This window comes from Phreatobacter sp. (assembly GCF_052440005.1).
Lineage (GTDB): Bacteria > Pseudomonadota > Alphaproteobacteria > Rhizobiales > Phreatobacteraceae > Phreatobacter.
Genome location: NZ_JBQVQL010000043.1, coordinates 17,127 through 37,906 on the forward strand (window position 1 = coordinate 17,127; position 20,780 = coordinate 37,906).

Below are 20,780 nucleotides of genomic sequence, written 5' to 3' on the forward strand. Positions count from 1 at the left end.
CTTCAGGGGACCGTGAGTGGCCGATTCACCGCATCGTGGAAGCTCGCCACCACCTCGGCCGGGTCGATGCCCTTCAGGATGAGGACGATGCGGGTGCGCCGGTCCTCGTCCGGCCATTCCGCCAGGGCGACGGGCGGATGAAACGTCGCGTGGATGCCGTGGACGACCAGGGGACCCGGCTCCTCCTCCACTGCCAGCAGGCCCTTCATGCGCAGGAGGCCGTCAGACCAGGTTGCCCTGACGCCGCGGAACCAGAAGTTCAGCAGGTCCCAGGGCAGGGGACGGTCGTGGACGATGGTCACCGCGCGGATGCCTGAGCCATGGCGCGAGCCGTGCTCGGGATGGTCGCAGGCGGGATCGTCGCAGCGGGAAGCATGGCCCGCGGCCGCAGTGTCCTCGACGGGGGCGAGGCGGTGTCCGGTGCCGCCGAACAGGAACTCCGGCGGGATGTCACCGGCCAGCGCGCGCTCCCGCCGCGCACCGGGCGCCAGGCGCCGGAGACGGATATCGAGATCGGCCGCGACCTCCGCCGGGGCGATGTCCGTCTTGGTCATCACGACGATGTCGGCGATCGCCACCTGGGCGGTGGCCTCGGCCTGGTCGTCGAGCTGGCGGGCGCCGTTGACGGCGTCGACCAGGGTCACGATCCGGTCCAGCCGGAAATCATGCATCACCATGGGGTGGCTGAAGAACAGCGCCGCGATGGGGGCGGGGTCGGCGAGACCCGTCGTCTCGATCAGCACGCGGTCGAATGGCGGCAGATCGCCGTCCTGCCGGCGCGCCGCCATGTCGCGCAGCGTCAGTTCGAGGTCGCCGCGCACGGTGCAGCAGATGCACCCCGACGACAGCATGACCAGATCAGTGTCGCGGCTCTCGATGAAGAGATGGTCGAGAGCGATGCTGCCGAACTCGTTGACGATGACCAGCGATCGCTCCATGCCGGGCTGCGACAGAAGGCGGTTGATCAGCGTCGTCTTGCCGGCGCCGAGGAAGCCGGTGACCAGGGTAACCGGCGTGCGCTCACTGGAACGGTCCGTATCGAACAGGCTCATCCGTGATGAATAGCGATCGCGGCGCGTCACTGCAAAGTCTCAATCGCGTCATTATTGCTGTCGTTATTCAGTAACGTCATGAACGCTGACGCTTATTTGGCCGTTCGGCGGTCTGTCGATCGGCCGATGTTGCACTAGACTTGGGTCCGCGGCCCGAGAGATGGGCGCCAACAGAATGATCGGCACGGAGGAACCCCATGACAGTGCGTGATCCCAACGAGCTTCCGCAGCATCCCGAGGCGCCCGCACGCCGCAACTTCCTGAAGGGGGCGGCGGTCGGCGGCGTCGTCGCTGCGGCCACGGCGCATGTCGCACAGGTCGCCATATCGCCCGCGCAGGCGCAGGCCCCGGCCGTCCAGCCCTGGTGGCCGTCGCGCTGGGGCGCCGACGACCAGGCCGGCGCCTCCAACCACATCACCCCGGCCAAGGTGCTGGAGGCGGCGAAGTGGATCCGCGACGGCAAGATCCACCGGATCGGGCGCGTGTCGGAATCCGCCATGCCGAAGTTCGGCGACCGCGCCTTCACCCTGCGCATTCCCGGCAACCCGACCGGAGGCCCGTTCGGCAACAACAAGCTCGTCTATAACGACGAGTATCTGGCCACCGAGATCGGCCAGACGGGCACGCAGTTCGACGGGCTGGCCCATATCGGCCTGCAGACGGGCCGCGACGGCGATACCCACGACATGATCTACTACAACGGGGTGCGCGGGTCCGAACTCGCCGGCTCCACCGGCGTGAAGAAGCTCGGAATCGAGCACATCAAGCCGATCTTCACCCGTGGCCATCTCATCGACGTCATGGCCCAGCGCGGCGCGATGATGGACGCCGGCCAGGAGGTGACCATGGCCGACGTGCGGGGGGCGCTCGCCAAGCAGAACATGAACGAGAACGACATCCAGCCCGGAGACGCTGTGTTCTTCCACACCGGCTGGGGTTCGCTGTGGCTGCGCAACAACGAGCGCTACGCGTCCGGCGAGCCGGGCCCGGGGCTGGAAGTGGCGCGCTGGCTGATCGAGAAGCAGGTCGTCGTCATGGGGGGCGACAGTTGGGGCGTCGAATGCGTGCCCAACCCGGACCGGAACCTCGCCTTCCCGGTGCATGCCGAACTGATCACCAAGAACGGCATCTTCATCCACGAGAACCTGCAGTTCGACAGCCTGCTGGCCGATCGCAAGTACCAGTTCGTCTATGTGATGTGCCCGATCCCGATCAAGGGCGCGACCGGGTCTCCCGGCGGCCCCATCGCCCTCACCTGACGACCACCCGTTGCGTGTCCTGGCCGCGGCGGTGATGATCGCCGCGGTCATTGCATGACGGTGCCGCGATCGCCGGGGGGCGACGACGGGACCGCGACGGGGGAAACGCATGGATGCCGACGTCATCGTCGTGGGGGCGGGGCTCGCCGGCCTCGTCGCGACCGCCGAACTCGCCGATGCCGGCCGGCGGGTGATCCTCCTCGACCAGGAGGGCGAGCAGAACCTGGGCGGACAGGCCTTCTGGTCCTTCGGCGGTCTGTTCTTCGTCGACAGTCCCGAGCAGCGGCGCATGGGTATCCGCGACAGCCTCGACCTCGCCCGGCAGGACTGGGAGGGGTCGGCCGGGTTCGACCGTCCGGAGGACGAATGGGGGCGTCGCTGGGCTGAGGCCTATCTCCACTTCGCTCACGGCGAGAAGCGCGCCTGGCTCCACGCCCAGGGCATGCGCTGGTTCCCGCTGGTCGGATGGGCCGAGCGCGGCGGCGGGCTCGCCACAGGCCACGGCAATTCGGTGCCGCGCTTCCACGTCACCTGGGGCACGGGCCCTGCGGTCGTCGCGCCCTTCGAGCGGCGGGTGCGGGAGGCGCAAGCGCGCGGCCTCGTCGACATCCGGTTCCGCCACAAGGTGGATGGGTTGACGAAGAGCGGCGGGGTGCCGGATGGCGTCGCGGGCGAGATTTTGGCCCCAACGACGGCGGCGCGAGGGGCCGAAAGCTCGCGCGAGCCGGTCGGCTCCTTCGCGCTGCGGGCACAGGCGATCCTCGTCACGTCAGGCGGGATCGGCGGCAACTTCGACCTCATTCGCCGGAACTGGCCCGCCCGCCTCGGCACGCTGCCGGCCTTCCTCGTCTCGGGCGTGCCCGCCCATGTCGACGGGCGGATGCAGTTGATCACGGAAGCCGCCGGCGGGCGCATCGTGAACCGCGACCGCATGTGGCACTACGTCGAGGGCATCCGGAATTACGATCCGATCTGGCCGCATCACGGCATCCGCATCCTGCCCGGGCCTTCCTCCGCCTGGCTCGACGCGACGGGCAGGCGTCTGCCGGCCCCGAACTTCCCCGGTTTCGACACGCTCTCCAGCCTCGAGCACATCGTAAAGACCGGCCACGGCTATTCGTGGTTCGTGCTCTCGCGCGCCATCATCAAGAAGGAGTTCGCGCTCTCAGGATCGGAGCAGAACCCGGATCTCACCAACAAGTCGATCGCCGGCATCCTGTCGCGCCTCGGCAAGGGCCTGCCGCCGCCGGTGCAGGCCTTCATGGAAAAGGGTGCCGACTTCATCGTCGGCACGGACATCCGCGCCCTCGGCCGGCGGATGAACGCCCTGGTGGGCACCGACCTCATCGACCCGGAGGCGCTGGAGCGGGAGATCGCGGCGCGTGACCGCGAGATCGACAACCCCTTCGCCAAGGACATGCAGGTCATCGCCATCCGCGGCATGCGCGGCTATCGCGGCGACAAGCTGATGCGCACGGCCTCGCCCCACAAGATCCTCGACCCGAAGAACGGACCGTTGATCGCGGTGAAACTCAACATCCTCACCCGCAAGACCCTCGGCGGCCTGCAGACCGACCTCGACGGCCGGGTGCTCACCGAGGCGGGGACGCCGCTCGGCAACGTCTATGCCGCCGGCGAGGTGGCGGGCTTCGGCGGGGGAGGGGTCCACGGCTATCGCGCTCTGGAGGGCACGTTCCTCGGCGGCTGCCTGTTCTCGGGACGTTCGGCGGGGCGGGCGATCGCGAAGGCGGTGGGGTAGGATGCGTCTAACGGACGCCGGCGGCCCGCCGCGCTTTCGCATAGGCCCTGAGCACGTCCTGCATGCGGGTGATGTGACCGCGCCCGCCGGCTTCCTGCCGAAAGAACTCGAAGACGTCGGCGTCGAGCTTCAGATGAACCGAGCGCCGCCGCGGCGGCTGTTCGACGGCGGCGGCCTGCCAGAAGTCCGCTCCGAGTTCCTCGCCTTCCGGCGCCCCGGGGTCATGGGCCAGTTGCCCGGATTCATTCATGCGGCGGATCTCGGCCAGAGATGCGCGCTTCATAGATGTGCCGGTCATGGCGTCCTCCTTTCCAGGCTGTGATGAGCCTCGTGCGCCCGTCCCGCTCGGTATGCACCACGAGGAAACATTCGTCGGCAACGAGGCCAATGGAAATCCAGCGGGCCTCCCCGTAAGGCTGCCGGTCATCGACGCGCGTCAGCACCGGCCCTTCGAAGATCAGAGCCGCATAGAGAAGATCGACCCTGCGTGCGAGGAGAACGCTCTGTCGCTTGTGCTCATCCCACTCAAAATCCATCGCGTGACGATCGCCCCGACCCTGCGATCCATGAGCTGAGTGTACACTTAAACTGTACATCGGCCAATGTGGGCCGCTTGCCCCCGGGTGCGGTGCCTCCCACGCAAAAGGCCCTCCCGCGGGGGGGAGGGCCTTTCAGCGTCGTCAGGGCCTCGGGATCAGGCGGCGCGGACGGTCGACAGGAATTTGTCGAGCTCGACCTTCAGCGCTCCGGCCTGGGCCGACAGGGTGTCAGCCGCCGAGAGGACCTGGCTTGCCGCCGCCCCGGTCTCCGAGACCGCGTGGGAGACGCCGACGATGTTGGTGGAGACCTCACCGGTGCCGGCGGAGGCCTGCTGGACGTTGCGAGCGATCTCCTGGGTGGCGGCGTTCTGCTCCTCCACCGCGCTGGCGATGCTGGCCGAGACCGCGCTGATCTCGCGGATGACGCTGGCGATGCCGTTCATCGCCTCGGCGGACTGGCCGGTGGCCTGCTGGATGCCACTGATCTGCGAGGCGATCTCGGTGGTCGCCTTGGCCGTCTGGTCGGCGAGGCTCTTCACCTCGGCGGCGACCACGGCGAAGCCCTTGCCGGCCTCGCCCGCCCGTGCGGCCTCGATGGTGGCGTTGAGGGCGAGGAGGTTGGTCTGCGAGGCGATGTTGTTGATGAGCTCGACGATCTCGCCGATCTTCTGCGACTTGGCGGCGAGTTCCTGGATCATCTGGGCCGAGGAGTCGGCCTTGGCGACCGCCTGGTTGGCCATGGAGGCGGACTGCTCGACGCGGCTGCCGATCTCGCGGACCGAGGCGGAGAGCTCCTCCGTGGCGGAGGCCACCGTCTGCACGTTGGTGGATGCCTCTTCCGAGGCCGCGGCCACGGCGCCGGCCTGGCCGGAGGCCTCCTCGGCGGCGTTGGACAGGGTCTGGGCCGCGCCCTTCAGCTGCGCCGAGGCGGAGGAGACGTGGGTGACGATGCCGCCGACGGCGCGGTCGAAATCATCGGCCATGCGGTGCATCAGCTCCTTCTGCTCGCGCTCGTTGCGGGCCTTGGCCGCCTCCTGCTCCTGGCGCAGGTGGATCGCCTCGAGGCCGTTGGCCTTGAAGGTCTCGGCGGCACGGGCGATGTCGCCGACCTCGTCCTTGCGCTGTGTGCCGGGAATGGCGACCTCGAACCGCGCGTTGGCGAGGTCGTCGAGGCACGTGGTGAGCTGGCGGATCGGCGAGGAGATGCCCATGCGGCCGATCAGAATGCCGAAGGCGACGCCGAGGACGAGGGCGCCGACGGCGAAGCCGATGAGAATGAGCTGCATCTGGTCAGCCATCGCGTAGGCGCTCTTGGAGGTCTCCTCGGCGCGGGCCTGCTGCAGCTGGGTGAGTTCACGCAGGGCGACCCGCGCGGCCATGTAGGCCTCCGCCGAGGCGAGCGCCGAGCGGGCGATATCGTCCTGCTGCTCCAGGGTGGGCATGCCGGTCACGCGGGCGGCGAGCGCCATGGTCTGCTGCACCATGGGCAGGTATTTCTGCAGCGCCGCCTCGACCTTGGCGAGGGATGCCAGGATGGCCGGGTGCTGGGCCTGCCGGAGCGAGACGAGGCGGGTCTGGATCGCCTTCAGGTCTTCCTCGACGATCGCGGCATTGGCAGCGATGGTCTCGCGCTTCGGGTCAGTGGCGATGAGGAACTGGGCGCGCGACAGGGCGGCGAGGCCGCGGTTCACCACGACGGCATCGAAGGCGCGGCTGGAGACGGTCGCCGCGCGGGCGCTTTCCGTCTGCAACTCTTCGACGGCGTAGTAGCCGATCGCCCCGATGACGAGGGTAATTACATTGAGTGACAAAACCAGGCCGAGAACTTTGGCCGAGATGCTGAAACGTCCGAGTATCGACATGAAAGTGGCCCTGTGGCGCAGATGAGACGACTTGTGAGACATGAAGCCGGCAGGGTTAACGTTTCCATACGGAATGGTGCGTTGCGGTATCCCGCGGTTGCATGGCTGGATTCTGCAATCGCCTTGACTCTGCGGTAGCCGCCCCGTTCCGCTAGGGCGCGCCGCCGTCAGACGAAAGTCTGCCGCCGCCTGTATCCCTCGTCCGGGGGAAGGCCAGTTGCGTCCCCCGCCCCGGCGGTGGCAAATGCGCGAGCCCCCGAGACAACAGCGGCCACCGGACTCAAAAGTCCGGGCAAGGTCGCCCCGAGGCGAGGAGATGCCCCATGGATGCCCGATCCCCCTCCCGCTACGGCGAGGTCTATGCCGCCTGGAAGGCCGATCCGACCGGCTTCTGGGGTGAACAGGCGAAGGCCATCGACTGGGTGACGCCGCCGCAGACCGTGTTCGATCCGGCCCAGGGCGCCTATGGCCGCTGGTTCGTCGGCGGCGTGTGCAACAGCTGCCACAACGCCGTGGACCGCCACGCGGCATCCCGGCCCGACCAGGCCGCGATCATCTATGATTCACCGGTCGCGGGCACCCAGCGCCGCATCACCTATGCCGCACTGAAGGAGGAGGTGGCGACCTTCGCCGCGGTGCTGCAGGACCTCGGCGTCGAGAAGGGCGACCGGGTCATCGTCTACATGCCGATGGTGCCGGACGCGGCGATCGCCATGCTTGCCTGCGCCCGCATCGGCGCCATCCATTCGGTGGTCTTCGGCGGCTTCGCGGCAAAGGAGCTCGCCACCCGCATCGACGACTGCCACCCCAAGGTCATCGTCTCCGCCTCCTGCGGCATCGAGGGTTCGAAGATCGTCGCCTACAAGCCGCTGCTCGACGGCGCCATCGACCTCTCCGTCGCCAAGCCGCAAGCCTGCGTGATCCTGCAGCGACCGCAGGCGGATGCCTCGCTGGTGCCAGGCCGCGACCACGACTGGGCCGGGCTCGTCGCCCATGCGCGGGCCGCCGGCCGGCAGGCGGACTGCGTGCCGGTGGCCGCCACCGATCCGCTCTACGTGCTCTACACGTCAGGCACCACGGGCAAGCCGAAGGGCGTGGTGCGCGACAACGGCGGGCACATGGTGGCCCTCGCCTGGTCGATGGAGAACCTCTACGGCATGCGGCCGGGCGACGTGTTCTGGGCGGCGTCCGACGTAGGCTGGGTCGTCGGCCATTCCTACATCGTCTACGCGCCGCTGATCGCCGGCGTCACGTCCATCCTCTACGAGGGCAAGCCGGTCGGCACGCCGGATCCCGGCGCCTACTGGCGGGTGATCGCCGAGCACGGGGTCAACGCCCTGTTCACGGCGCCGACGGCCTTCCGCGCCATCAAGAAGGAGGACCCGAACGCCGAGCACCTCAAGCGCTACCAGCTGCCGACGTTCCGTACCCTTTTCCTCGCGGGCGAGCGGGCCGATCCCGACACCGTGCTCTGGGCGGAGAAAATCCTCGGCGTGCCGGTCATCGACCACTGGTGGCAGACGGAGACGGGCTGGTGCATCGTCGGCAACCCCGTCGGGCTCGGCGCGCTGCCGGTGAAGCCGGGCTCGCCCACGGTTCCCATGCCGGGCTACGACGTGCGCATCGTCGACGAGGGCGGGCACGACCTTCCCGCCAACACCATGGGCTCCATCGTGGTGAAGCTGCCGCTGCCGCCCGGATCCTTCCCGACGCTGTGGCAGCAGGACGACCGTTTCCGCGAGAGCTACCTCGCCCAGTTCCCGGGCTTTTACTCGACCTCGGATGCGGGCTTCGTCGACGACGATGGCTACCTCTACATCATGGGTCGCACCGACGACATCATCAACGTCGCCGGCCACCGCCTGTCCACCGGCGGCATGGAGGAGGTGCTCTCCTCCCATCCGGACGTCGCCGAATGCGCCGTCATCGGCATGGCCGACCAGCTCAAGGGCGAGGTGCCCTGCGGCTTCGTGGTGCTGAAGGCGGGCGTCAACAAGCGGCCGGACGAGGTGGAGAAGGAACTCGTCGCGCTGGTGCGCGAGAAGATCGGCCCTGTCGCCGCCTTCAAGCTCGCCATCGCCGTGTCGCGGCTGCCGAAGACGCGGTCGGGCAAAATCCTGCGCGGTACGATGAAGAAGATCGCCGACGGCGGCGAATGGTCGATGCCGGCGACGATCGATGATCCCGCAGTCCTGGCCGAGATCGAGGAGGCGCTGAAGGACAGGCGCTGAGGGCGCGGCATCGGAGCAGATGACAAAGGCGGGTGGCTGCTGCACTTTCGATGGTATTTCGAATCGGAGGGTTGCATGCGGTGGTCTCTGCGCGGCGCGGTCACGGCAGCCGTCCTGTTCGCCGCCGCCCCCGCCGCGGGGCAGGCGACGTCTCGGCCCGTGCCGCCGAGCGGCAGCCTCGCCTATGACCGCCTCGACCTGAAGACGCCGGAATCGGCGCTGCGCACCTTCCTGACCGCTTACCGCCGCGGCGACTACGTCACCGCCTTCTGGGTGCTGACGCCGGTGAGCCAGACGGCCTTCTATACGCATCTCGGACGGTTCGACCTCAGCCGGGTCGCGCGGGTGCCGGCCTCCAGCGCCTACATGCATGCGGCCGAGATGATTCCCGCCCCCAGCCAGATGGACCAGACGGACATCAGCTTCATCTTCGCCCATGCCATGACCGTGGCGCGGCGGCTCGACCTCATGCCGCTCAATCTCGCGGGAATGCCGGAGGACATGTCGCCTGCCAACATGCCGCGACTCGGCAACCGCATCCAGCTCACCGACGGCAAGGTGGAATTCTCCGTCCCGCTGCAGGCCTACCGGTCGCCCGTGGTGTTCCGCATGGTGCAGGCGGCCCATGGCCGCTGGCGGCTGGAACAGATCCTGCCGCCAGGCGGCGCCGTGGACTCGCTGCCCTTCGGCCTGCCGACCGAATAGTCGGCCGGGCAGGGCGGGATCAGAGCCCCTCGAACAGCGCGGTGGAGAGGTAGCGCTCGGCGAAGCTCGGGATGATCACCACGATGGTCTTGCCGGCGTTCTCGGGCCGCTTGCCGAGGTCCAACGCCGCGTGGACGGCGGCGCCGGCGGAGATGCCCGTCGGGATGCCCTCGGTGCGGGCGAGCTCGCGGGCCAGCGCGAAGGCCTGGTCGTTCGAGACCTGCACCACCTCGTCGATGACGGCGCGGTCGAGGATGTCGGGCACGAAGCCGGCGCCGATGCCCTGGATCTTGTGCGGGCCCGGCGCACCGCCGGAGAGGACGGGCGAATCCGTCGGTTCGACGGCGACGATCTTCACCGCGGGCTTGCGGCCCTTCAGAACCTGGCCGACGCCGGTGATGGTGCCGCCGGTGCCGACGCCGGAGACGAAGATGTCCACCGCGCCCGCCGTGTCGTTCCAGATCTCCTCGGCGGTGGTGTGGCGGTGGATCTCCGGATTGGCCGGGTTCTTGAACTGCTGGGGGATGATGGCGTTGGGGTTCTCGGCCGCCAGCTCCTCGGCCTTGGCGACGGCGCCCTTCATGCCCTTGGGACCTTCGGTCAGCACCAGTTCCGCGCCGAGGAGGGCGAGCATCTTGCGACGCTCCACGGACATGGTCTCGGGCATCACCAGAACGAGGCGGATGCCGCGGGCCGCGGCGACGAAGGCAAGGGCGATGCCGGTGTTGCCGGAGGTCGGCTCGATGAGCACCGTGTCCGGGGTGATCTTCCCCGCGGCCTCGAGGGCGTCGATCATGGCGACGCCGATGCGGTCCTTCACCGAGGCGATGGGGTTGAAGAACTCCAGCTTGGCGAGGATGGTCGCCCCGGCGCCGTGGGCCTTGGCCAGCCGGTCGAGGCGGACGAGCGGCGTGTCGCCGACGGTCTCGGTGATGGAGGCGTAGATGCGCCCGCGGCCGGGTTTGCGGGTCTTGTCGGGCGAGACGTGGGCGGTCATGAAACGCTCCTTTGCTGCCGGAAATCTAGTCCTGCTGGGAAGGAAATTCTACGATCGGTCCGAAAACTAAGGAAATAAGGACGTTCGTTCCTTAGTTTGGGTCAGCGGCGAACGATCTTCCCGCCTCATGGCAGTGGCGGAGCACGTCCGTCTCCGGCATGGGTGGTCTTCTTCGCCGCCCGTCGACGTCTCGGACGGCGGGCGCCACATTGACCGGCGGGAGGGTCCTTCGATGAGCGACCAGCAATCTCGGGCGAACGCGGTCCGCGCCGCCGATGTTCCACCGCGTACCAGGCCGTCGAACTATCCCGAACCATTCGCATCGCGCATGGCGGGCCGAACGAAGCGGCAGCTCGGAGACCTGTTCGGGCTGACGAATTTCGGGGTCAACCTGACGACGATCGCCCCGGGCGCGGTCTCGGCGCTCCACCACCGGCATACGACCCAGGATGAATTCGTCTTCGTGCTCGCCGGTGAACTCGTCCTCGTCACCGACACGGGCGAGACCGTGCTCGCGGCGGGCATGTGCGCCGGGTTCCCCAAGGGCGGGACCGCCCACCACCTGATCAACCGCTCGGCGGCGGAGGCGACCTATCTGGAGGTCGGGGACCGCAGTCCCGCGGATGTCGCGACCTATCCGGACGACGACATTGCCGCCAGGCTGGGACCGGACGGCCGCTGGGTCTTCACCCGCAAGGACGGCACGCCCTACTGACGGCTAGAGCACCATCTGCGTTTGCGTGACCAGGGCGACGAGCCGTCCATCGCCGCGGGTGATGCGCGTCTGCCAGACCTGGGTTCGGCCGCCGCGGTGCACCGGGGTGGCGGTGGCGGTGAGGACCTCGCCCGCCGGGGCAGCGGCGACGAAATTGGTCTTGCTCTCGATCGTCGTCGTGCCCTTGGCGCCCGCCGGCAGGTTCAGGAAGGTCGCCGCCGCCCCGACGGTGTCGGCGAGAGCCATGAGGGCCCCGCCGTGGACGGTCGCGCCCGCCGTGCAGAGATCGTCGCGGACGGACATCTGCGCCACCACCTCGTCGGCGGCTGCCGCGGTGAAGGTCACGCCCATCAGGATGGCGAAGGGCAGGGGATGGGCGGCGAGGCGGTCGAGGGGTGACATGTGGCGGCCTCCTGGAGAGGGCGAAAGGCTGGCGGGGACCGTGCAGCGGGTCAATGACGTCGGAGGTCATGGCGGTCGGGTCACGAAAGGAAGACGCCGGTTGAGGTTCGCCCTGATCGCCCTCACACTGACGCTGCGCCCTCCTTGTCAGGCCCGGGTGATGCGCGCCACGTGACAGGGGGCTCCATGACCGTGGTGGCAGATGCCTTTCCCCGCGACAGCGTGATGGAGCCTGAGCGCCTCGCCTCGGCCGACTATTGGGACAGTTTCCGTGCGCCGCTGTCGCGCATCGACGCCAACGTGACCGACCTGTTCCATGCCATCCTCGGTCACCATCCCCCGTGGATGAAGCGCGTGCTGATCATGCGCAACGCGGTTGCGCGCCGCGTCGGGCTCGCGGCGCCGAGCGCTGCAGACATCCGCGGCGCCGTGCCGCGCAGCAGCTATCGGGTGGGCGACGTCATCGGCGTCTGGCCGACGTTCCACCTGTCCGAGACCGAGCTGATCGCCGGCCGCGACAACGGCCACATGGATTTCAGGCTGTCGGTGTTGCGGGATCGGGAGACGGTCGCCGTCTCGACCGTCTGCAACGCGCACAACCTGTTCGGACGGCTCTACCTGAAGGCCATCGTGCCGTTCCACCGCGCCGGCATGCGCTGGCTGATCGGCCGGGCCATCCGCGCCGGCAGGATCTAGGCGGATCGGCGAGAGCTACGGCGGGCAACAAAAAGCCCCGCGCGGTTTCCCGGCGGGGCCCTCGTCGCCTGGCGGCATTTCATCCGTACTCGCCAGACTATTGGTGTTCTGTGTGCCAGCCCGTCGTGACGGGCTTGTGACGCGGTTGCGGCGAAATTGTTGCGCCGCTCCGGGTCAGGCGGGGATGCGCTCCTCGGCCTCGTTGGGCTCGCGCAGCACATAGCCGCGGCCCCAGACCGTCTCGATGTAGTTCTTGCCGTCGGAGGCGTTGGCGAGCTTCTTGCGCAGCTTGCAGATGAAGACGTCGATGATCTTCAGCTCCGGCTCGTCCATGCCGCCATAGAGGTGGTTGAGGAACATTTCCTTGGTGAGGGTCGTGCCCTTGCGCAGCGAGAGGAGCTCCAGCATCTGGTACTCCTTGCCGGTCAGGTGGACGCGCTGGCCGGAGACCTCGACCGTCTTCTGGTCCAGGTTGACCAGGAGGTCGCCGGTCGTGATGACCGACTGGGCATGGCCCTTGGAGCGGCGGACGATGGCGTGGATGCGGGCGACCAGCTCGTCCTTGTGGAAGGGCTTGGTCAGGTAGTCGTCGGCGCCGAAGCCGAGGCCGCGCACCTTGTCCTCGATGCCGGCGAGGCCGGACAGGATCAGGATGGGAGTCTTGACCTTGGCGACCCGAAGCGACTTGAGCACTTCATAACCCGACATGTCGGGAAGGTTGAGGTCAAGAAGAATGATATCGTAGTCGTAGAGCTTGCCGAGGTCGATACCTTCCTCGCCCAGGTCCGTCGTGTAGACGTTGAAGCTCTCGGACTTGAGCATCAGCTCGATGCTCTTCGCGGTGGCGCTGTCATCTTCGATCAACAGAACGCGCATGCCCATCCCCTTCCGCTGACCCAAAACCGGCCATTCCGTCACACATGACGAAACAGCCGCTCGGCAAAGCGATCCCGTGCCTCCGCCGCCGCGCGGAGGGCGCTTGGGATCCGTCCCCGTTCACTGATTCGACGTTACGCCCTAATGGTTAACAAACTGTGATTCGCAGGGGCAAGAGTCCTCGCAAAATATTTCTGCGACTCACTCCAACCCACTGCCGAATCGACCATTTCGGCCGTCTCGTCGAGTCCGGTTCCTGCCATTCCGCGACCAGGGTCCATCGTGGGTCGTTCCAAATGAACCCCCGGTGGCCGCGGATGCCTTTAATCGGCTGATAGGGATCATTAACGGGGCGGGTTAAGGAAGGGTTACCCGATAGGGCACAATGCGGGCGCCGGTTGCCTTTACTTTGACTCGCATTGGCCCGTGATCGTTAAACTTCGGCGGTTTCGGGGGCCTGTCGCGGCGGCTCGAGGTCCCAAACGACAGCTTCCCGGGGAAGGGATGGGCGCCGTCGATGGGCAGGTTCTACCGGGCGCATGGTTAACGGGCGGTAAAGATTGCCGGGTGGTCCTCGCAATTCGCGAGACAGGCTGTCGCAGGGCGGCATCAGGCCGGCAAAATCTGCCGCATCGCGTTTACTCCGGGACCGGCGTTAACCCTTCATTGACCATGACGGCGGGAATGTGGGGGCCCGTCACGGATTCCTCACGCATGCGCGCCCTCGCCGACCACATCGCCGACATCGATTCCGTCTCCATCTACGGCCGCGTCTCGGGCGTGCGCGGCCTGATGATCGAGGCGGCAGGCCCGATCCACGCCATGTCGGTGGGCGCGCGCGTCACCGTGGAGACCGGAGCGCGGCCGATCCCCTGTGAGGTCGTGGGATTTGCCGGCGACCAGGCGCTGCTCATGCCCTTCGCCGGGCTCGAGGGTGTCAGGCGCGGCTGCAAGGCCATGGTGTCGCTCGCCCCCGCAGCGGTCAGGCCCTGTCAGGGTTGGCTCGGCCGGGTGGTCAATGCCCTCGGAGAGCCCATCGACGGCAAGGGGCCGCTGCCGCAGGGCGGCTTCCCCATGCCGTTTCGCGCCGATCCGCCGGCCGCCCATGCGCGCCGCCGCGTCGGCGCCCCGCTCGACCTCGGGGTGAGGGCGCTCAACACCTTCCTCACCTGCTGCCGCGGGCAGCGCATGGGCATCTTCGCCGGCTCCGGCGTCGGCAAGTCCGTGCTGCTGTCGATGATCGCCCGCAACGTCGACGCCGACGTCTCGGTGATCGGGCTGGTCGGCGAGCGCGGCCGCGAGGTTCAGGAGTTCCTGCAGGAGGACCTCGGCGAGGAGGGCCTCGCCCGGTCGGTCGTGGTGGTCGCAACCTCCGACGAGCCGGCGCTGATGCGTAAGCAGGCGGCGTATCTCACCCTGTCCATCGCCGAATATTTCCGCGACATGGACAAGCAGGTGATGCTGATGATGGACTCGGTGACGCGCTTCGCCATGGCCCAGCGCGAGATCGGCCTCTCCGCCGGCGAGCCGCCGACCGCCAAGGGCTATACGCCCACCGTGTTCTCCGAACTGCCGCGGCTCCTGGAGCGCGCCGGCCCCGGCCCCGGCGAAGGGGCCATCACCGCCATCTTCACCGTGCTGGTGGACGGCGATGACCACAACGAGCCGGTGGCCGACGCGGTGCGCGGCATCCTCGACGGGCACATCGTCATGGAGCGCTCGATCGCCGAGCGGGGGCGCTACCCTGCCATCAACGTGCTGAAGAGCGTGTCACGCACCATGCCGCGCTCGGCCGACCCGGAATACTGGCCGGTGATCCAGAAGGCCAAGCGCACGCTCGCGACCTATGCGGACATGGAGGAACTGATCCGGCTGGGCGCCTATCGGCAGGGCTCCTCGGCCGAGGTCGACGAGGCGATCCGCCTGCAGCCGGCGCTCGAGGCCTTCCTCGGGCAGCGCAAGGACGAGAATGCGGCGAGCCGAGACGGCTATCGCCGGCTCGCCGAGATCCTGGAGGGCGCGGGGGCATGAGTCGCTGGGGAAATTCCCCAATGAATGGCGCGACTTATGAACGATCGTTTACCATGAATCGTGCTTTCCGGAAACGGAATCTCAACCTCGTGGGCCTAGCTTCAGTCTTCATTAGGGGTAAGGCGGGCGCGGTGCGGCTGCCGTGGACGACCGTGGGGCGTGTGTGTGTTCCGCGGAATAAGGGGACTTCTGGGAGTACGAGTCGATGAAGTCGCGAGAGACGTTGATCCGCCTGAAGCGCTTTCAGGTCGACGAAAAGCGCCGCCAGGTGGCGCAGATCGAGATGATGATCGCCGAGTTCGAGCGCATGGCGAACGAGCTCGACCGCGAGATCGTCGCCGAGCAGACCCGGGCCAATGTGCATGACCCGGCGCACTACGCCTATCCGACCTATGCCAAGGCGGCGCGCCAGCGGCGCGACAACCTCATGGGCTCGGCCGGCGAACTCAAGGGCCAGCTCGACGACGCCAAGGCGGCGCTCGCCGAGGCCTTCGAGGAGCTGAAGAAGGTCGAAATCCTCGACGAGCGCGAGAGCGCCCGCGACCGTGCCGCCGACGCGGTGCGCGAGCAGGCGGAAATGGACCGCATCGGTCTTTCCAGACGTGGCGCCTATCTCGGCGCCTGAAGCGGCGGGATATGGCGGGTTTGCGCAAGGCGCGGTGAAAGCCGCGCCTTTCGCGTGTCCGCAGGGTCAGGCGACGGGACGCCGCTCCACCGCGACCTGCCACGCGCCGGGTTCCCCGGTGACGGTGACGAGGTTCCAGGCGGCGGGTTCGGCCCGTCCGCCTGGGGCGGCTGAGGCGGAAGGCACGCCGATCACCGGGATGGGTCCCGACGGACCGTTCAGCTGCTTCAGCGTGCCCTTGTGGGTATGGCCGTGGAGGACCGCCTCGGCGCCGACCCTCGCCAGCATGGCCGCGAGTTCGCGGTGGTCGCCGAGGCGCTTCTGGAAGCCGATGTCGAAGGGCGGATGATGAATGAGGACGAGGCGGGCGAGGCCCTGCCGTCCCAGCGCCTCCAGTTCGTCCGCGAGGGCGGCGATCTGCCTTTGCCCCAGGAAGCCGGTGGCGAGGAAGGGACCCGTCGGCACGCCGCTGTTGACGCCGACGAGGGCGACCGACCCGCGCACCCGCGTGAAGGGGAAGGCGTAACCGCCATCGGTCTCCGCGACGCCGTCGCCGAGGAACCAGGGGCGCCAGTGGTGGACGATGCCCGGCACCGTCTGGCGCATGTAGGCGTCATGGTTGCCGGGGACGAAGCTGACGCGCTCCGGCGGGCCGATGCGCCACAGCAGGGCACGGGCACTCTTGTATTCGTCGGCGAGACCGAGATTGATGAGATCGCCGGTCACCGCGACATGGTCGACCTCCGCGCGGACGACGTCGTCCAGCAGCCGGTCGAGGATGTCCATGCGGTGATGGGCCGCCCGGTTGCGCTGCCAGTTGAGGTAGCCGGTCAGGCGCTTGTTCATCAGCGCCCGCCAGCCGGGCACCGGCAGCGGGCCGATATGCGGATCGGAGAGATGGGCGAGGCGGAACATGCCTCACCCTATGCGTGAGGCATGCGGTGCCTGTCCAGCCGTCCGGTCACCGGGCCGGGGCCCGGTGCGGCCGTTCAGCTGCGGGCGTACCAGATGCCGAGGGCTGCGGCCGTGGCGCCGTCACGGATCTCGAGGGAGGGCTGCCAGTGGAACGTCGGGCGACGCTTCAACAGCGAGGTGAGGAGGGAAATGAGCATGGAAAGCTCCTGAATTGGGCGCGCTGCTCAAGTGTGCAGCGCAACATGATGCTGAAATAGGCTCGTTGGGCGAAATTCGGTAGTGACACAGCCGCACAGCCTGCCATGCATTTTTGATCGCGGTCCTTCATGAATCCGCAATGTTTCATTCGCGACAGTGATGAGAGGCGCCGATGATGCTGCTCAGTCCCGAACGGCGCGCCTGGCTCTCCCCCCTCATGCACCTCTACTGGCGCTTCTCCCGCGGCATGACGCTCGGCGTGCGCGGCTGCGTGGTCGACGCCGAAGGCCGTATCCTGCTCGTCCGCCACAGCTACACGCCCGGCTGGCACTTCCCCGGCGGCGGGGTGGAGACGGGGCAGACGGTGGAGGAGGCTCTCGCCGTCGAACTGCGCGAGGAAGCCCACGTCGCCATGACTGGCGCTCCGGTCTTCTGCGGCCTCTATCTCAACGCCCTGACATCGCCGCGCGACCATGTGGTGCTGTTCCGTGTCGCGGCTTTCGAGCAGACGTCCCCCTTCGTGCCGACGCGGGAGATCCTGGAGGCCGCCTTCTTCCCGCGGGACGCCCTGCCTGACGGCGTCACCCGCGGCACGCGCGAGCGCATCGCGGAACTGTTCGAGGGGCGGCCGCGCAGCCCGTACTGGTAAGGGATCAGGCCCTGCGTCCCGCCAGCAGCATGGCGATGGCGGCGAGGAAGACCAGCGCGGCGAGGCCGTGGACGAAGGGCGCGTCGCCCGGAGCCGTGCCGGCGGGAGCCGCCTCCCGCACCAGCCCGAAGGTCGCGGGCGCAAAGGCATAGAGCCCCTGGCCCAGGGCCACCGTCAGCGCCACGACGCGCGGCACGTCCACCCGGGCGAACTCGGTCTGGGCGATGAGCGGCGGCAGGTAGACGAGATTGCCGATGCCGAGGCCGAAAAGGGCGACGCCGGTCCAGATCAGCCAGGGTTCGGTGCCGTGCGACAGGAGGAGCGCACCGCAGCCGGCGACCTGCACCGCGTAGCTCGCCGCGGCGATGAGCCGGCGGTCGGCGTCCCGCGGCATCACGGCGGCGAGGACAGTGCGCCCGGCGACGGCGGCGAGGGTCGAGGCCGCCATGGCGATGCCAGCCCGGACTTCGCCCAGGGCCGGGACGATGAGGGAGAAGAGGTGGGCGAGGAGGCCCGCCTGGGCGAAGAGGCCGAGAGCCGTTGCCGCGGCGAGGGTACGGAACCGCCGGTCGCGCCAGAGCGCTGAGGCTGGCAGGGCGGCATGGTCGGGCGCGGTGGCGGCGGCCTCCGCCGCGGCGGCCCCGTCGCCGTCCGGGGCCTGTCCGAGGGAGGCCGGCGAGTGGACGAGCACGCGGCCGGAGAGGACCCAGAGCACGGCGATCACCACCGCCGCGATGGCCATGGCGGCGAGAGGGAACCCGACGGCCTGGATGGCGAGGACCCAGAGCGGCGACATGAGGATGCCGCCGACGCTGGCCCCGTTATAGGCCCAGGCGAGCGCGGCCGGGCGGCCGCGCCCGAACCAGGGAGCGACGATGGCGTTGACGGCCGCGGCGCCCAGCGTCGCCCAGCCGAGGCCGCTGACGAGGGCAACGAGGAAGAGTTGCCAAGGCGCTGCGGCGAGGCTCCAGCCGACGATGCCGAGGCCGAGCGCGAGGGCGCCTGCCCGGGTCACGCGGGAAAGGCCCCAGCGGGCATGGAGGCCCGGCAGGTTGGCGACGGTGAGCGCGCCTGCGAGGTAGTGGACGGTGATGGCGGCTGCGACGAGACCCAGCGGCCAGCCGCGCGTCTGGTGGATGACGTGGAGATAGATGGGCGGCCCGTAGAAGCCGAGCCCCCACCCGCAGACGGCGAGCGTGAAGGCGGCCCAGACCACCGTCCAGCCAAAAAAGCCGCGTTTCGTCCCGCCGTCCATGCCGTCCACCCCTCGAACCGCCACGACACTGCCCGGGCAGGCGGGTGAGACGGTTCGGTGCCGGGCGAAGCTTGCCATGAAAAGCGCCGCGACGGACGGCGGGGCGCCGTTGCAGGCGCGGGAGGGTGACGGGCCGCCTGCTCCATGCTAAGCGCCATGCCATGGGCAGAGAAATTCCGCGGATCGAGCGACGACGACGGCCGGCATGATTGCCTGAAGCCCCGGATTTCGTTCGCCTCCTGCCGTTGGACGCCTGCTCCATGCCCGACCTGTCGCTCGACCTCGCCCTCGAGACACCCTCCGACCACGCCGCCATCGAGCGGCTGCACGAACGCGCCTTCGGCCCCGGCCGCTTCGCGCGCACCGCCTTTCGCCTGCGCGAGGGGATCGACCCCTATCATTCGCTCTGTTTCACGGCCCGCGTCGGTACGCTGCTCGTAGGCTCGATCCGCCTGTCGCCGGTGGAGATCGGCCGCGGCGTGGCGGCGGTGCTGCTCGGACCCATCACCATTGACCCCGCCTTCCAGGGCAAGGGGATCGGAGCCGCCCTGATGCGGCGCGCCATGGAGACCGCCGGGCGCGAGGGACACCGCCTCATCATGCTCGTAGGGGATGCGCCGTATTATGAGCGCTTCGGTTTCGTCGTCGTCCAGCCGGGGCGGCTCGCCCTGCCGGGGCCGGTCGATCCCGGGCGCCTGCTGGTGGCGGAACTGGTGCCGGGCGCCTTCGACGGCGTGGCCGGCCGGGTACGCGGCGGCCGCGTTCCGGCCTGAGGCCGCGGCGATCGGCAACACTCACACCCGGCTTACACCCTGGTCCAGCCGGCGAGCCTGGCTCGATCTGCTACGAAACCCGGGACGTGGAAGGCCCCTCTCGTCGCGCCAGCGAGGGGAGGGAGCGGGTGGGGCCTGCATTGGGAGACCTGACGGAATGGGCGGAGACTGTTGTTCCCGCTCAAGGAGCGCGGCGGGACTCAATGCTCCACCTTTACCCTCCCAACTGCGCGGGGAGGGAGGCTATGGCGTCGCGCAAAGTCGGAACCAGGGCGCCGGGTGGACCGGTGAGGTACCGAGCCGCGGTCTGGCGTCAGTCGGCCGAGCCCGCGCCGTCTTCCATCCGACCACGGGTGCCAGACGATGGGGGCCCTGAACGCATTCACCCTCCCGCCGCCGAAGCGAGGGGAGGGTGAGCCGTCATTCAGGCCGGGCGATCAATCCCAGCGGCGACGCCGCCCGCCGCGGCCGGGGGGCGGTCCACGGCGGCGCCAGCCCCGTCCGGGAGGCGGGCCACCGCGCCAACCGGGGCCGAATCCGGGCCGACCGGAATCCCAGCCGCGACGGCGCTGGCCGGGCGGGCCCATGCCGTCCGGGCCCCAGCCGCGACCCTGGGCCATGGCCGGACCAGCCGCGGCCGCGACGGTGACCGCCGCCGCCAGTGCGGCGAAGAGGTTTCGTCTGTTCATCGTGTTCTCCTTTGAAACCACCGGCCCCGAATATCGGCCCCGGTCATAAGAAATCCGCCGCCACCCGCGGGGTGACGGCGGATTCTGATGTTCGATCGGCGACGTCATGGCCGCCCGCCGGGCTCACATGCCCTGGCCCTTGTCGGTGCGCTGGCCCTGCTCGTTCTGCTGCCCGCCCTGCTGGCTTTTCTGGCCGCCCTGCTGCTGCTGCTGGCCGCCGCGCTCGGAGCCCTGACCCTGGCCCTGATCCTTCTGGCCGCCCTGGTTGGGGTTTTGCTGGTTCGGATTGGTCATTGTTGTTTCCTCCATTTTCCCTCAGCCATTGACACAACGGCCTGCGCTGCCCGGAGTTCCTTTTGCAGGCGGGATCGCCCGCCGGGGCACCACCCGGCGCCGGCGGCGGTATGGGGGAGGGGATTGCCACGCGCCACGGTGGCGACCACCCTGTCGGCCCGCCCGGCCACGGGCGCCTTTTTCAGCCCCGGAGACGATCCATGTTGCTGCGTCGCACCTTTCTGACGGCCCTGCTCGGCCTGCCCGCCGTCGCCCTGG

At 68.7% G+C, this 20,780-nt stretch carries 22 protein-coding genes; 10 read left to right on the forward strand and 12 right to left on the reverse strand.

Annotated elements, in window-relative coordinates; translation table 11 throughout:
* Window positions 1–2: 2 nt before the first annotated feature.
* Window positions 3–1,052 carry a CobW family GTP-binding protein gene (locus ACT6XY_RS12200; RefSeq protein ID WP_444748590.1) on the reverse strand — a complete coding sequence of 350 codons (1,050 nt, stop codon included), beginning with the start codon at window positions 1,050–1,052 and terminating at the stop codon, window positions 3–5.
* A 197-nt stretch (window positions 1,053–1,249) separates the two neighbouring features.
* Here ACT6XY_RS12200 and ACT6XY_RS12205 point away from each other — a divergent pair, with 197 nt between their 5' ends.
* Window positions 1,250–2,311 carry a cyclase family protein gene (locus tag ACT6XY_RS12205; RefSeq protein WP_444748591.1) on the forward strand — a complete coding sequence of 354 codons (1,062 nt, stop codon included), beginning with the start codon at window positions 1,250–1,252 and terminating at the stop codon, window positions 2,309–2,311.
* A 109-nt stretch (window positions 2,312–2,420) separates the two neighbouring features.
* Window positions 2,421–4,070 (forward strand): FAD-binding dehydrogenase, encoded by a 1,650-nt coding sequence (locus tag ACT6XY_RS12210; RefSeq protein ID WP_444748592.1) that lies wholly within the window; start codon window positions 2,421–2,423, stop codon window positions 4,068–4,070.
* Between the two features lie 7 nt (window positions 4,071–4,077).
* On the opposite strand, the gene ACT6XY_RS12215 is transcribed toward ACT6XY_RS12210, so the two are convergent.
* The 3 genes from ACT6XY_RS12215 to ACT6XY_RS12225 all read right to left on the reverse strand — a co-directional run bounded on the left by ACT6XY_RS12215 (window position 4,078) and on the right by ACT6XY_RS12225 (window position 6,471).
* Complete coding sequence (locus ACT6XY_RS12215) at window positions 4,078–4,368, reverse strand: BrnA antitoxin family protein (RefSeq protein WP_444748593.1); 291 nt, start codon at window positions 4,366–4,368, stop codon at window positions 4,078–4,080.
* The gene (locus ACT6XY_RS12220) at window positions 4,313–4,666 is read right to left on the reverse strand and encodes a BrnT family toxin (RefSeq protein ID WP_444748594.1); all 354 of its coding nucleotides are present in this window, start codon (window positions 4,664–4,666) and stop codon (window positions 4,313–4,315) included. The genes ACT6XY_RS12215 and ACT6XY_RS12220 overlap by 56 nt, the downstream gene beginning before the upstream one ends.
* 98 nt (window positions 4,667–4,764) lie before the next feature.
* A complete protein-coding gene (locus ACT6XY_RS12225; protein WP_444748595.1) occupies window positions 4,765–6,471 on the reverse strand; it encodes a methyl-accepting chemotaxis protein in 1,707 nt (568 codons plus the stop codon).
* 323 nt (window positions 6,472–6,794) lie between these two features.
* Between ACT6XY_RS12225 and ACT6XY_RS12230 the strand changes: the two genes are divergently transcribed.
* A complete protein-coding gene (locus ACT6XY_RS12230; RefSeq protein ID WP_444748596.1) occupies window positions 6,795–8,702 on the forward strand; it encodes a propionyl-CoA synthetase in 1,908 nt (635 codons plus the stop codon).
* 75 nt (window positions 8,703–8,777) lie between these two features.
* Window positions 8,778–9,407: a hypothetical protein gene (locus tag ACT6XY_RS12235; RefSeq protein WP_444748597.1), complete on the forward strand. Its 630-nt coding sequence runs from the start codon at window positions 8,778–8,780 to the stop codon at window positions 9,405–9,407.
* 19 nt (window positions 9,408–9,426) lie between these two features.
* Here ACT6XY_RS12235 and cysK read toward each other — a convergent pair whose 3' ends face one another.
* Entirely contained in the window at window positions 9,427–10,404 is a 978-nt protein-coding gene (gene cysK / locus ACT6XY_RS12240; RefSeq protein ID WP_444748598.1) for a cysteine synthase A, read from the reverse strand.
* A 232-nt stretch (window positions 10,405–10,636) separates the two neighbouring features.
* Here cysK and ACT6XY_RS12245 point away from each other — a divergent pair, with 232 nt between their 5' ends.
* Entirely contained in the window at window positions 10,637–11,119 is a 483-nt protein-coding gene (locus ACT6XY_RS12245; RefSeq protein ID WP_444748599.1) for a cupin domain-containing protein, read from the forward strand.
* 3 nt (window positions 11,120–11,122) lie between these two features.
* On the opposite strand, the gene ACT6XY_RS12250 is transcribed toward ACT6XY_RS12245, so the two are convergent.
* Window positions 11,123–11,521, reverse strand: coding sequence for a PaaI family thioesterase (locus ACT6XY_RS12250; protein WP_444748600.1), 399 nt, complete (start codon window positions 11,519–11,521; stop codon window positions 11,123–11,125).
* Between the two features lie 186 nt (window positions 11,522–11,707).
* Here ACT6XY_RS12250 and ACT6XY_RS12255 point away from each other — a divergent pair, with 186 nt between their 5' ends.
* Window positions 11,708–12,217 carry a DUF2867 domain-containing protein gene (locus ACT6XY_RS12255; protein ID WP_444748601.1) on the forward strand — a complete coding sequence of 170 codons (510 nt, stop codon included), beginning with the start codon at window positions 11,708–11,710 and terminating at the stop codon, window positions 12,215–12,217.
* A gap of 174 nt (window positions 12,218–12,391) precedes the next feature.
* Here the strand turns inward: ACT6XY_RS12255 and ctrA are convergent, their stop codons facing one another.
* Window positions 12,392–13,093 (reverse strand): response regulator transcription factor CtrA, encoded by a 702-nt coding sequence (gene ctrA / locus ACT6XY_RS12260; RefSeq protein WP_106751014.1) that lies wholly within the window; start codon window positions 13,091–13,093, stop codon window positions 12,392–12,394.
* A gap of 714 nt (window positions 13,094–13,807) precedes the next feature.
* Here ctrA and fliI point away from each other — a divergent pair.
* Both fliI and fliJ read left to right on the forward strand, forming a co-directional pair.
* Entirely contained in the window at window positions 13,808–15,124 is a 1,317-nt protein-coding gene (gene fliI / locus ACT6XY_RS12265; protein ID WP_444748602.1) for a flagellar protein export ATPase FliI, read from the forward strand.
* A gap of 205 nt (window positions 15,125–15,329) precedes the next feature.
* Complete coding sequence (gene fliJ / locus ACT6XY_RS12270; RefSeq protein WP_106749041.1) at window positions 15,330–15,749, forward strand: flagellar export protein FliJ; 420 nt, start codon at window positions 15,330–15,332, stop codon at window positions 15,747–15,749.
* Window positions 15,750–15,815: 66 nt separating this feature from the next.
* On the opposite strand, the gene ACT6XY_RS12275 is transcribed toward fliJ, so the two are convergent.
* Together ACT6XY_RS12275 and ACT6XY_RS12280 are read right to left on the reverse strand one after the other, a co-directional pair.
* Entirely contained in the window at window positions 15,816–16,664 is an 849-nt protein-coding gene (locus ACT6XY_RS12275; RefSeq protein WP_444748603.1) for a metallophosphoesterase family protein, read from the reverse strand.
* Between the two features lie 74 nt (window positions 16,665–16,738).
* Window positions 16,739–16,861, reverse strand: a complete 123-nt coding sequence (locus ACT6XY_RS12280) for a hypothetical protein (RefSeq protein ID WP_281260346.1) — start codon at window positions 16,859–16,861, stop codon at window positions 16,739–16,741.
* A gap of 173 nt (window positions 16,862–17,034) precedes the next feature.
* Between ACT6XY_RS12280 and ACT6XY_RS12285 the strand changes: the two genes are divergently transcribed.
* Window positions 17,035–17,511: an NUDIX domain-containing protein gene (locus ACT6XY_RS12285; RefSeq protein WP_444748604.1), complete on the forward strand. Its 477-nt coding sequence runs from the start codon at window positions 17,035–17,037 to the stop codon at window positions 17,509–17,511.
* Between the two features lie 4 nt (window positions 17,512–17,515).
* On the opposite strand, the gene ACT6XY_RS12290 is transcribed toward ACT6XY_RS12285, so the two are convergent.
* Window positions 17,516–18,844: an MFS transporter gene (locus ACT6XY_RS12290; protein WP_444748605.1), complete on the reverse strand. Its 1,329-nt coding sequence runs from the start codon at window positions 18,842–18,844 to the stop codon at window positions 17,516–17,518.
* A 182-nt stretch (window positions 18,845–19,026) separates the two neighbouring features.
* On the opposite strand from ACT6XY_RS12290, the gene ACT6XY_RS12295 reads away from it, so the two are divergent.
* Entirely contained in the window at window positions 19,027–19,539 is a 513-nt protein-coding gene (locus ACT6XY_RS12295) for a GNAT family N-acetyltransferase (protein WP_444748606.1), read from the forward strand.
* Window positions 19,540–20,351: 812 nt separating this feature from the next.
* Here ACT6XY_RS12295 and ACT6XY_RS12300 read toward each other — a convergent pair.
* Together ACT6XY_RS12300 and ACT6XY_RS12305 are read right to left on the reverse strand one after the other, a co-directional pair.
* Window positions 20,352–20,522 carry a hypothetical protein gene (locus tag ACT6XY_RS12300; protein ID WP_444748607.1) on the reverse strand — a complete coding sequence of 57 codons (171 nt, stop codon included), beginning with the start codon at window positions 20,520–20,522 and terminating at the stop codon, window positions 20,352–20,354.
* Window positions 20,519–20,780 (reverse strand): hypothetical protein (locus tag ACT6XY_RS12305; protein WP_444748608.1); only part of this gene is annotated, 262 nt, incomplete at its 5' end. The genes ACT6XY_RS12300 and ACT6XY_RS12305, both read right to left, overlap by 4 nt.